Below are 11,993 nucleotides of genomic sequence, written 5' to 3' on the forward strand. Positions count from 1 at the left end.
AATTTATAAAAAATCTAAATAACAATAAATGACTATTAAGTCTTTTTATTTTTTCTCTAATAAAACGAAACGTCTTAATGACATATATCTTTAAGTTTAACTACTAAAAAGTTAATCTATTATTAAAATTTATATACTAAAGTAATTCTTTGTACTTTTGCATTCATAATTAATTTAATTTTGATGAAAAAACTATTGTTTTGGGCAGGCATAGCCTCTGTTTTGGCAGCTTGCAGTAAAGATGACCAAAATTCTGGCAACTCTAATCCTTCTTCTCAAGAGGAAAATTCTCAACAAGAGGCTCAAGTATTCCCCTCTCAAACCAAATCTTGGACTGACAATGAAGCAAATGCCACCAAAAAAACCATTACTATTAATGAAGGTCGTATTACTTCCATTACTTCTGTAGTACTTCAGAATAATAATGAATACCCTATCTCTAAGCAGACAACTACCCTCTCCTATGATGCAGGAAAGAATCTTCCCAAAGAAATCACCACTAAAATTGCCTTTACAGGAGCTCAAACACGTAAGCTTACCCTCGAACAGAATTCTCAAGGACAGCTTACTTCTATCAGAGAAGAGGCTGGACAGACAACCACAGCTTCCTTTGAGTATCAAAACCAAAAACTATACAAATCTATCAATGCCAATGGGACTGTACTTACCTACACCTACCCTAGTGCTAATACCGTTGTAGCTACTCGTACCGATGGAGATATTACGGATACTTATACCTATACTATTGAACAGGGAAATATCACCAAGATTGTCTTTGAAAAAAAAATTCGGCAACAGGTAACCGCTACCGAAATATCTGAATATACCTATGATACAGCTGTGAAGAACCCTACTCAGGGGCTTCTATTCCAGCTCCTCAACGCAGATAATCTCACCTATGATGAAACCCCTTATCTCCCTGCTTTCTATAGCAAAAAACAAATGAAAACAACGAAAATAACACGTACTGAAGGCACTCATCAAGAGATTACTGAATTTACTTATAATATCACTCAAAAGAATGATAAAGGATATCCTACTCAGATTGCTATCACTCAAAAAAATACTATTGGGCAGAATGTTTCTACAACTCATTCCTATGAGAGTTTTGGTTATTAAGGATTTACAAACCTATTTTTATAGAAATATCTCTAGCATACCTAAAACCTTTTTAGGTATGCTTTTTTAACAAACAACAACAAATAATTATTATCCATTTAACCTATATTCCCCTTGACTTCTGTGTCCAAATATCGTAAGTTTGTACTGATTTTCTACTTCCCCTCATCCCTTTGCTAATCAAGATTATTTTGTATCTTTGCCTCCTAATAAGAATCTTTTAACACACTGAACAATGAAAGAAATTATCCAACAAAGCCTCTTAAAAGCATATGATTACCCACAATACAAACAACACATTGATGAACTGCTCTCTCAAGGAAAAACTACAGGCTGTGACCACTCTGAATCAATGGTTTCACTAACCAAGCTCAACCGCCAACGTATCAAAAGGCTAGACAACACCTTGGACTTTTCCCCAGAAGAACTTGCTCCTTTTGCTAAAAACACCCAGAAACAAACGTGGCTTATTATCTCCGAAGGCTGGTGTGCGGACGCAGCTCAAATAGTCCCTGTACTAGAAAAAATAGCGCTAGCAAATCCCCTAATCAACCTCAAAATTGTCCTTCGTGATGAGAATGAAGCTCTGATGAACCTATTCCTCACTAATGGAGGAAAAGCAATTCCTATTCTTATCATTCTTGACTCTGAAACCCTTGAGGTCTTGCACGTATGGGGACCTAGACCCAAAACAGCTACCCTTATGGTAGAAGCCTACAAAAAAGAACACGGAAGCCTCTCTCCTGAGTTCAAAGAAGAACTTCAAAAATGGTATAACCAAGACAAAGGACAGAGTATCCTTGCCGATCTTACTGAACTCTTAAAATAATTTTTCGTGAAAATCATCATCTCTCCCTCCAAGAACCTGAACTTTTTTTCTACTCTTCCTACTAAGGAATATACTCAGCCTATATTCCAAAAAGAAATTGCTCAAGTACATAAGGAGCTCAAAGAACTGTCTCTTAGGCAAATAGCTCAATATATGGGAATCTCTATGAATCTAGCTCAGCTGAACTGGGAACGGTATCAGGACTTCTCCCTACCACTAACCCCAGAGAATGCCCGCCCTGCCCTCTTCGCCTATGCAGGAACGGTATATGAAGGGCTGGATGCCTATTCTCTTTCCCTAGAGGAAATACAACGATTACAAAAAGACTTAAGAATTCCCTCCGGATTCTACGGACTACTCAAGCCACTAGACCTTATTGCCCCTTATCGCTTAGAAATGGGTACAAAAATCACCATTGATAAGGCTATTGATTTATATGATTTTTGGTCGAAAAAAGTGACTGAAGCTCTTAACAAAGAACTACAGCCCGAGGAACTTCTCATTAACCTCGCTAGTGTAGAATATGCCAAGGTTATCAACCGCTCTAGCCTCAAAGCTACGATAATCACACCTATATTCAAACAATGGAAAGGGGACACTCTTAGAACTATCATCTCTTATACTAAGAAAGCACGAGGTTCTATGGTACGTTATATTGCTCAAAACAACCTCACTGAAGCAGAAGACCTCAAAGGGTTCAATCTAGATGGCTATTCCTTCAATGAGGAACTCTCTAGTGACAAAGAATTAGTATTTGTACGATAATTTAAATATTTATACGCAAAAAATACTCTATGGAACACAAAGCAGGATTCGTTAATATCATTGGAAACCCCAATGTAGGAAAATCCACCTTACTCAACGCCCTTGTAGGCGAAAGACTTTCTATTATCACCTCTAAGGCTCAGACCACTCGCCATCGTATCTTTGGAATTGTTAGTGGAGAGAACTTCCAGATTATCTTTTCTGACACCCCAGGTATCATCAAGCCTGCCTATCAGTTGCAAAGTTCTATGATGGATTTTGTCAAGGATGCTTTTGAGGATGCCGATATCCTCCTTTATATGGTAGAGGTAGGGCAAAAAGACCTCAAGGACGAGCAGTTCTTCCAGAAGATTAATAACGCCAAAGTCCCTGTTATTGTCCTTTTAAACAAAATAGACCGTAGCGATGAACAGACTGTGAAAGAATCTCTCGCTCTATGGCAAGAAAAAATCCCTAAAGGAGAAATCTATGCTATTTCTGCTCTGGAAAACTTCAACATAGAACCTCTTTTTCACCGTATTCTGGAGTTACTTCCCTCCTCTCCTGCTTTCTATCCTAAAGATCAGCTTACCGATAAGCCCGAACGCTTCTTTGTCAATGAGACCATCCGCGAGAAAATTCTTCTAAATTACAAAAAAGAGGTTCCTTACTCGGTAGAAGTAGAAACAGAAACTTTTAGCGAAACTGATGAGATTATTCGTATCCGAAGCATCATTATGGTAGAGAGAGAAACCCAAAAAGGGATTATCATCGGGCATAAAGGCGAAGCTCTTAAGAAAGTAGGAGTGCAGGCAAGGCACGATCTGGAGACCTTCTTCGGAAAGCAAATCCACCTAGAACTCTATGTAAAAGTTAATAAAAATTGGCGTTCCGACCTCAAGCAACTCCGACGCTTTGGTTATACTAACTAATCAAAATTCTCAAAAGAGAAAACTACGTGGAAAAAAATTGACTTTTTTTTTCCACGTACATAAAACAGAAAAATAACCCTTAAATAAAATTACATAAAATGAACCTTTTTCTACAAACCCTCTCTTATTGCCTCCCTGCCCTTATTGTGGCTGGAATCGCTTATTTCTTCTTTGACCAATACTTCAAGGGAGAAAACAAAAAACGCCAATGGCTCCTACTGAAAGACCTTCAGAAAGAAGCTCTACCCCTACGGCTCCAAGCATACGAACGCCTCGTATTACTCCTTGACCGCATCAGCCCTCAAAAGCTTACCCTACGTGTGGCTCCTACTTCCGAAGATAAACAGGCTTATGAGCACCTTCTTATTGAGCATATCAACGCAGAATTCGACCATAATATCACCCAACAGATTTATATCAGTGAGAACCTTTGGAATGTAATGCTCTTAGCAAAGAATGCAACCATACAAATCATTCATAAGCTCAGCACCGAGGAGAAGGTAATCTCTGCTTCTTCTCTTAGGGAAGCTATCCTCTCAGAGTTTATGAACAAGCCAACTCCTTCTTCTAATGCTGTTTCTCATCTGGTGAATGAAATTAGTACTTTTATCAGGTAGTTCAATTATCATCTATAGCTTAGCTGAAATTCTATAGACTCTTATTCTTAACTCAGCACTTACCCAATAAAGAAGGCTAATAAAAGAATTCTAATCATATGGATACTTTAGAAATCATCTCTCGGCTGAGTCTTCGACCGCTGAATGCCAAGCAATATATCATCTATTGTAAGAAGTTGCTATCTCTTATCAAAAATCTATTTCCTCAAATGCATCTTCACATATTGGATGACAAGGACAGGCTTTTCTTCTTTAAGGAGGATTTGTCCGATTTTAATGAAACGCATTTGTGTGATATCATCATCCCTGACAAGGGAATCACCTATCATAACCCTGATAAGAATAATCCTCATCTTACAATAGAGGCGACCAGCTGGGCTCCTTTCGGGTCTTTGTTCTTTTTCAATACGAAAAAAACTATCAGCAAGCACTCGGTAGCAGATATTTCTATAAGTGTCTCGCAAGGAGTGGAGAAATTCAGCTCCCCAGCAACCATAATGATTCAATTCTCAAACGATTTTTCCAAAGAATTAGACGAAAATACCCTAGAAAAACTTATTCTATGCTTGGAACAAACCCAAGATTTGCAATATGCCGTGGTTATTTCCGATGAATTGGAAGATAGAATCCCTACAAAAGGGGAAAATCTCTGGATTGGATACCTAACTTACTTTTCCAACAAGCATTTTCCAGAGTTTTCTACACCTATTCAAGGAATAAAAGTGCTACAAACAGCATCTGGAAGGTTATTTTCGCTAGGAAATACCTTTGACCTATCAGAAGAAACCATAAAAAAGGCAATCTCTCTAAGAGATTCATTACTAATCAATCGTTAGCTTATAGAGATAAAAACCTAAACTAAAATGATAATAGAAGGAAAGTATCACGACCTTGTAAAAGAGTGTGAGGAATTAGATTATTCTGATACGGAAGCTATATTTTTGTATGCGAACAATGAGCTTTCTAAGTATTCGTGGGAGCTGGCATTGGTAGTAATGGTGAATATTTTCATTAAGGATCCAGATATCCCTATGGATGAAATATCAGAACATATCATTCTGGAAATCGAATATGAGGGAAGTAGGACGACTTATAATTATATGAAGCAAAAGTACGATGAGTCTGAAGACATACGTGTAAAGAAAAATCTAGATTTTTTGATGGGAATATTAGAAAACAAATATGCTCATATGAAGATAACATTGAAGAAATAGTTATCTATCTCTCTTAAGCATAAGGATAACACAAGAGGTTGTCCTAAATTTATAGAACAACCTCTCTCTATATTAAAGATGACATACTATTTCCTCTTCTGGTAAGCTTCACTGTGAGCATTTTTATGTGTAGGTCGTGACCATTTAGGTTTCTCTCCGAGAGCTGGAATTTGTGAATCTGCAGCTTCTACAGTAACTGGTTGCGGGTGTTTCTCAAAAGGCTTCTGAGTACGCATTCCTAAGAGTTCTAACATCTGCATATCTTCCTTAATATCTGGATTAGGAGTGGTAAGGAGCTTATCTCCAGCAAAGATAGAGTTTGCGCCAGCGAAGAAGCACAGTGCCTGTCCTTCCCTACTCATATGGGTGCGCCCTGCTGAGAGCCTTACTTGGGATTGTGGCATCACAATACGAGCTGTAGCAATCATCCTAACCATTTCCCAGATATCTACAGGTGGTAATTCCTCCAAAGGAGTTCCTTCTATAGGTACTAAGGCATTAATTGGCACTGATTCGGGTTGCGGATATAGTGTAGAAAGAGATACGAGCATACTTGCTCTATCTTCAAGAGATTCTCCCATCCCTATAATACCTCCACTACATACAGTGATATTTGTCTTACGAATATTATCTATTGTCTGTAAGCGATCCTCATAGCTACGAGTAGAGACGATTTCCTTATAGTAATCCTCCGAAGTATCTAGATTATGATTATATGCATATAGTCCTGCTTCTGAAAGGCGCTTAGCTTGGTTCTCTGTGAGCATACCTAGGGTACAGCATACTTCCATATCTAATTTGTTAATGGTACGCACCATTTCAAGCACTTGCTCAAACTCAGGTCCATCTTTCACATTACGCCAAGCGGCACCCATACATACCCGAGAACTCCCTGATGCTTTTGCTCGTAAGGCTTGTGCCTTGACCTGTGACACGGTCATCATAGGTTCTATCTCTACTTCCGTCTGGTAACGTGCCGACTGAGAGCAGTAACAACAGTCCTCCGAACAGCCCCCTGTCTTGACCGACAATAAGGTGGATACTTGCACCGTATTGGGATCGTGATATTGGCGATGAATAGTAGCGGCTTCATATAATAAGTCCATTAGAGGCTTATTATAGATTTCCATCACTTCCTCCTTAGTCCAATTATAACGTATATCACTCATATTTTTGAGTATTTATTATCAGGGGGCAAAAATACAAAATTAATTCCAATGATAACTCATTCTCTTACTTTTTTTCATCACTATTGATTCTGTACCATATGGGTATTGGCTTCCATCTCGCTAGTAGGTATCTGGTATACCCATCGCCTATCTCCAGCAGGAACTTGAATAGCAAATACGTGATTGGACCCCACCTCTGTCCTATTAGCTCCCATTCCCCAACGCTTGAAGTCAAAGAAAGAGGTTCCTTCTCCCCAGAGTTCTATACGCCTCTGAGTACGTACTTCATCTCTTAAAGCATCTTGAGTTACAGCTGTAGAGGTGTAGCTCTCATCTCGGAAAGTCTGTAGGAAATATGATAATGTTCTCCTGGCTGTATCTAACTGATTGAGTTCTACCAAGGCTTCTGTATAAAGAAGGAAAGGATCCTCAAACCTCAAAAAGCAGTAATCCGAAAGGAAATTCTGATCTGTAACAAATTTTATATTGGCATAATCAGGCAAGTGTCGATACCTATTAGCGATGGTGGGAAACAGGGTACGATTGATATATAGTTGCTTCCTCACATCGGTATTGGGAATCTGTGCATAAAGATTACTATAGATATTCTTAAAAGCTCCTGTCCCTGCGTACCCTAAGGCAATGGTATTATCCAAGTGCGCATAAAGCGAACTCCATTGAGTAGAATTCTCCTGAGTAACATCATATCCCCAGAGCCAAGAAGAGGTTCCCAGATCCCACTTACCTGCTTGCAACTCAGTAGGAGAAGTAAAGGTAAAATAACCACTATTGAGTACCATTCGGCTATAGGTAAGCACCTGACCCCATTCCTGACGATGGGCATATACTTTGGCTAAGTAAGTTGCTGCAACCGCCTTATCCACATCTGTCTTACTAGGAGTGATTAGGAAGAGTGCATTATCCACTACTGAGAGATCTTCTTTAATCTGGGTATATACCGCCTCCACTGTTGCTCGGGCTAAGTAACCATCACTTGGAGTAAGTACCAAGGGGACTCCCAAGCTTGTGGCGTTTCCTTGGTAAGAATGCTGATAAAGATTCACTAAGTAATAGTAATAGATACCTCTGAGAGCCTTCAGCTGTGCATATTGCTGGTAGAGCACCTGATTGGTAGGCACTTCTGGAAAGTAGTCAGAGAGCACCATATTGATAGAACTAATTTGTTTATAGAGAAAGTTCCACATAAATCCTGTTCTCCCAAATTCAGCACGCCACATATCAAAATTATAGTCCGTACCAAACCAGCTATAGGTGTACTGAATCATATCCAAACCCGAAAGGTCTGTAGCAAGTCCTATGGCTTTGAGCCCAAAACTATCTGCTCCTGAGGTCTGTACTGCAACATTGTTATTATAGATTCCATTAAGCTCTATCTCTAGCAAGCGAACCTTGCTCTCTACCTCTCCCTTGAGCTCATCCTTACGCTCTTGGGAAAGATACTGATCTACTTTGGGATCAAAATGATCCTTGGAACACCCTCCAAAAGCTAATGTAAGAAGGGCAAAAAGAAGAGGTTGTGTATATTTTTTCATTTTATTTTGCTTTATTATAATGTCAGTGATATACCTAAAGAAACCGTGCGTATAGGGCTATAAACAGCTGAGCCAATTGCCCCTGAGATACTACTACGAGGATCTAACCCTCTACGCTTACTCCACAAATATACATTATCTGCTGTGATATAGTAACGTAATTTGCTCAAATGGAGCCGCTGACATACTTCCTGAGGAAGGGTATAGCCCAAGGAGATATTTTTAAGAGAAAGATAAGAAGCCTCTACAACAAAGCGATCAGAGCCACTAAGGAGTTTCTGGTTTGCATATTCCAAACGAGGAACATCTGTATAACGGTTCTCAGGGGTCCATCTGTTAAGTATGTCTGTATGCCAGTTTTTACCTTGCTCTCCCATATGCATCAAGGTAGCATATTGGTAATCAAAGAATTTACCTCCTAATTGATAAGCGAATTGCAAGGAAAGATCTACGCCTGAGAAAGTAAGGGTTGTCCCGAAACCTCCCTGCAAGTCAGGAATCGCACTACCTACATACTGGCGACTATGATCCTGTTCATAGTTTGTACTACCCTTGACCTCATAAGCTCCTGTAGCAGTATTCTTGATATAGAACTGAGCATCTCCTGTATCAGGATTTACTCCTGCATAACGTACAAAATAGAAATCATATAGGCTTCCTCCTTCCTTAAGGATTTGTCCTCCTCCTCGAGAGACTCCTTTCTCACGCAATTCCTCTGGAAGCTTAGTAATCACATTTTTATAATGCAATCCATTGAAAAAGAGTGACCATTGGAAATTCTCAGTTCTCACAGGAACAAAAGTAAGGGTAAAATCCACTCCTTTGTTCTCCATATCCGCCACATTACGAGGTTCTGAAGAGAAGCCTGAAGTAGCAGGCAAAGGCATATTAAAGAGCAAGTCCTTAGTTTTTTTCATAAAGTAGTCTGCCTCCAGAGTAAAACGATGATTCCATAAGGCAAGTTCTACCCCTGTATTGAAGTTTGCACTTTCTTCCCAAGTGATGTTTCGGTTTCCTTTGTATCGTGCACGGAGTCCTGGGGTACTTCCGTTGGTGGTTACCTCATAAAGTGTCATATAAGGAACATACGAACGGCCTCCATCTGGCAGATAGAGTACATCATTCCCCTGTACACCATAACTTGCCTTAAGCTTAAAAGTGTTAAGGAATGTGGCTTTCTCTAGGAAAGCTTCCTGATGTAAAAGCCAAGAACCTCCTACTGACCAGAAAGTACCCCAACGGTGTTCAGGAGCAAATACTGAAGAGGCATCTCTACGTAAACTCGCTGAAAGGAAGTATTTCTGCTTATGATGTGCTGTGAGCTGCCCAAAGTACCCTTCTACAAAGTAACGGCTTGTATAGGAGTTCATACCCCCCATTACGGCAGCATTATTCCATTCTGTATTATGAGGATCTACTAAGTTCCTTTTGGCTCCAGAGAGGTTCCCCATACGAGTCTTATGGGTTTCGTGTCCTAAAAGTCCTTCTAATCCGTAATCCTTCCATTGCTTATTATACCTAAGTAATTGGTTGAATGTCATTACTATAACATCACTTCTATACTTGGAGATATTCCCTCCAAACACCTTTCCTTCACCTCCTAAAGGAGTGGTAAAAACATTTGAGTCATAAAAATCTCCATAGAAATTACCCGTAGCAGAAAAGGTGAGATTCTTATGCAGGATAGCATCCAAGGAAAGAGACTGAGAGAAATAGAAATCCCTTGTTACATCCTTATTTTCCTTCTGTGTAGCTACTGGATTAGCATTGCTACTATAGGTACGTCCTTCTCCATAGTCATAGGTAGGGAGTACATTACCATTAGCATCGTGCTCATAGATAGGATAGATAGGAGCTATCTGCCGTGTCCAAGCAAAAGGATTATCATAACTACTAGAAACCCCTTGCTTTTCTGTATAGGTAAGCATAGAGGTAGCATTTCCTCTCAACCAAGGTGTTATTTCTCCTCGATAGGAGAAGCGAGTAGCATAACGATCAAAATAAGAGTTCTTATTATAACCTTCATCTCCCAAGTATCCTAAGGAAAAATAGAAGCTATTATATTCTGTTCCCTTGCTCATACTGAAATTATGTTCCTGACGTACTCCCGTATGAAAAAGAGCCTTATCCCATTGGTTAAAAGTAGCTGCATCAGAATACTTAAGCTGAGCCAAAGGATTGAGCTTTCCATCAGCCCCTACCACTTGATTATCAGCTACATTATAGATATTATATCCCCTTCCTACACTACGTATAAGGCGATTACTGGCTCTTGTACGTGCTTGGTCATCAGCAAGCCCTTGCCCGTATAAGTTCTGGTAATATAAAGCACTCCAGAGAGTCTCATAGTACTGAGAAGGCGAACTAAGCAGGTCATATTCTGGGACACCACGATAGTTAAAACCAGCCTTGCTATCCAACGATATTGAAAGCTTTCCTCGAGTACCACTCTTGGTAGTGATGATTATTACCCCATTTGCTCCTCTGGCGCCATATAAAGCCGCCGCAGAAGCATCCTTAAGTACATTGATACTCTGTACATCACTATTATTTATAGCATTAAGACTTCCCTCAAAGGGTACCCCATCTATAATTATTAGCGGACTACTAGAAGCATTGATAGAGCCTATTCCACGGATGCGCACAGTAGCTCCTGAACCAGGTTCCCCTGATCCTGAAGTAATCTGAACGCCTCCTACAGCTCCCTCTAGAGCTTTGACTACATTATTCGCTTGCTTGTCCTTGAATGCATCTTCCTTGATAGTGGTCATAGAACCCGTAAAGGACTTTTTGTCTGTAGTTCCATAGGCTACTGCTACTATTTCTGTCCCTTTAAGCTCTTCTACCTCTGGCTGAAGGGTGACATTTATCAGGTTACTCTTACCAATCACTACTTCCTGTGTAAGAAAACCCACACTGGAGAAGACCAATATTTCTCCTTCCTGTGCTTTAAGTTGATAGTAACCTTTGGCATTGGTTGCTACTCCTTTGGATGTCCCTTTTAGAGTTACCGAAACGCCTAATAATCCCTCCCCTTCTTCGTCCTTTACAGTTCCCTCTACTGTTACCTGCTGTGCTAAAAGCCCTAAGGGGAAGAGCAATAGCCATAAGAAGAGGTTTCTTCGCTGTTTGTTGTTATTCATATTCAAATTTTATTATCTGTGTTCTTTTTTTAACAAGAATACATTTTTATTTACAAAGTGCAAATATACATTAAAAATTTGAATAAACAACTATAAAAACATTGTTTTTTTGAAATCATTTTATTAAAAAATTCATTTTATTGCATTATTAATAATTCATCCAAATGTTATATCCAGTAGAAAAAACTGAATATCAGCTTTTTATAGTAAAAATTACTTTTTATTGAATAATTACAAATAGAAAATAATTCATCAATATATATTTTTTAATGCATTATTTCTATTATTTTAAGCTATATATTTTTTATTTTTTATTCCAACAACTTATTTAATACATTATGAGCTATCCATTTACCCTATTCTAAAATCAAGACGATAATACCTCATAATCAAGCCCATAATTTCATATAAAAAAGTAGCAAGCAATGCTCTTATTTTCGTTAGTTACATTGCTAAATCGGATATAAAATAACATCTACTCTACCCATAGTGGAGCTATAAACTCTTGTTATATAAATACAGGCAACAACCTCAAGCCAACGGTGAAAAAACCTTTGAAATATCACAAATTCTATGATTTATCTCCAAATAGAATAACCCTCTTCTTTGAAATTAAATCCTTTTAATTTTTCTCTTTCACAAATATTCTTGAACTCCTCAGATACTATTATGT

The 11,993-nt window shown here is 38.8% G+C and carries 10 protein-coding genes; 7 read left to right on the forward strand and 3 right to left on the reverse strand.

The window, feature by feature from the left end:
* The first annotated feature begins 183 nt into the window (after positions 1-183).
* From RYK20_RS04595 to RYK20_RS04625, 7 genes are all read left to right on the forward strand, one after another.
* The gene (locus RYK20_RS04595) at positions 184-1,119 is read left to right on the forward strand and encodes a hypothetical protein (protein ID WP_314894571.1); all 936 of its coding nucleotides are present in this window, start codon (positions 184-186) and stop codon (positions 1,117-1,119) included.
* A 235-nt stretch (positions 1,120-1,354) separates the two neighbouring features.
* Positions 1,355-1,948, forward strand: a complete 594-nt coding sequence (locus RYK20_RS04600) for a thioredoxin family protein (RefSeq protein WP_314894572.1) — start codon at positions 1,355-1,357, stop codon at positions 1,946-1,948.
* Positions 1,949-1,954: 6 nt separating this feature from the next.
* Entirely contained in the window at positions 1,955-2,713 is a 759-nt protein-coding gene (gene yaaA, locus RYK20_RS04605) for a peroxide stress protein YaaA (RefSeq protein ID WP_297978164.1), read from the forward strand.
* Positions 2,714-2,742: 29 nt separating this feature from the next.
* A complete protein-coding gene (gene era / locus RYK20_RS04610; RefSeq protein ID WP_297978165.1) occupies positions 2,743-3,624 on the forward strand; it encodes a GTPase Era in 882 nt (293 codons plus the stop codon).
* Positions 3,625-3,722: 98 nt separating this feature from the next.
* Complete coding sequence (locus RYK20_RS04615) at positions 3,723-4,241, forward strand: hypothetical protein (protein ID WP_314894573.1); 519 nt, start codon at positions 3,723-3,725, stop codon at positions 4,239-4,241.
* A gap of 98 nt (positions 4,242-4,339) precedes the next feature.
* The gene (locus RYK20_RS04620; protein WP_314894574.1) at positions 4,340-5,077 is read left to right on the forward strand and encodes a hypothetical protein; all 738 of its coding nucleotides are present in this window, start codon (positions 4,340-4,342) and stop codon (positions 5,075-5,077) included.
* A gap of 27 nt (positions 5,078-5,104) precedes the next feature.
* Positions 5,105-5,455: a hypothetical protein gene (locus tag RYK20_RS04625; RefSeq protein WP_314894575.1), complete on the forward strand. Its 351-nt coding sequence runs from the start codon at positions 5,105-5,107 to the stop codon at positions 5,453-5,455.
* Between the two features lie 86 nt (positions 5,456-5,541).
* On the opposite strand, the gene bioB is transcribed toward RYK20_RS04625, so the two are convergent.
* The 3 genes from bioB to RYK20_RS04640 form a co-directional block, all read right to left on the reverse strand.
* Positions 5,542-6,624, reverse strand: a complete 1,083-nt coding sequence (bioB, locus tag RYK20_RS04630; protein WP_314894576.1) for a biotin synthase BioB — start codon at positions 6,622-6,624, stop codon at positions 5,542-5,544.
* A gap of 80 nt (positions 6,625-6,704) precedes the next feature.
* Positions 6,705-8,177: a RagB/SusD family nutrient uptake outer membrane protein gene (locus RYK20_RS04635; protein ID WP_314894577.1), complete on the reverse strand. Its 1,473-nt coding sequence runs from the start codon at positions 8,175-8,177 to the stop codon at positions 6,705-6,707.
* A gap of 14 nt (positions 8,178-8,191) precedes the next feature.
* Positions 8,192-11,320, reverse strand: coding sequence for a TonB-dependent receptor (locus RYK20_RS04640; protein WP_314894578.1), 3,129 nt, complete (start codon positions 11,318-11,320; stop codon positions 8,192-8,194).
* Between the last annotated feature and the right edge of the window lie 673 nt (positions 11,321-11,993).

It is taken from the genome of uncultured Capnocytophaga sp. (assembly GCF_963525585.1).
GTDB lineage: Bacteria > Bacteroidota > Bacteroidia > Flavobacteriales > Flavobacteriaceae > Capnocytophaga.

What these genes read in the sequence shown, in the direction of transcription:
- RYK20_RS04595 (WP_314894571.1), top strand. Translation starts at nt 184, where the DNA reads ATGAAAAAACTATTGTTTTGGGCAGGCATAGCCTCTGTTTTGGCAGCT.
- RYK20_RS04600 (WP_314894572.1), top strand. Translation starts at nt 1,355, where the DNA reads ATGAAAGAAATTATCCAACAAAGCCTCTTAAAAGCATATGATTACCCA.
- era (WP_297978165.1), top strand. Translation starts at nt 2,743, where the DNA reads ATGGAACACAAAGCAGGATTCGTTAATATCATTGGAAACCCCAATGTA.
- RYK20_RS04615 (WP_314894573.1), top strand. Translation starts at nt 3,723, where the DNA reads ATGAACCTTTTTCTACAAACCCTCTCTTATTGCCTCCCTGCCCTTATT.
- RYK20_RS04620 (WP_314894574.1), top strand. Translation starts at nt 4,340, where the DNA reads ATGGATACTTTAGAAATCATCTCTCGGCTGAGTCTTCGACCGCTGAAT.
- RYK20_RS04625 (WP_314894575.1), top strand. Translation starts at nt 5,105, where the DNA reads ATGATAATAGAAGGAAAGTATCACGACCTTGTAAAAGAGTGTGAGGAA.
- bioB (WP_314894576.1), bottom strand. Translation starts at nt 6,624, where the DNA reads ATGAGTGATATACGTTATAATTGGACTAAGGAGGAAGTGATGGAAATC.
- RYK20_RS04635 (WP_314894577.1), bottom strand. Translation starts at nt 8,177, where the DNA reads ATGAAAAAATATACACAACCTCTTCTTTTTGCCCTTCTTACATTAGCT.
- RYK20_RS04640 (WP_314894578.1), bottom strand. Translation starts at nt 11,320, where the DNA reads ATGAATAACAACAAACAGCGAAGAAACCTCTTCTTATGGCTATTGCTC.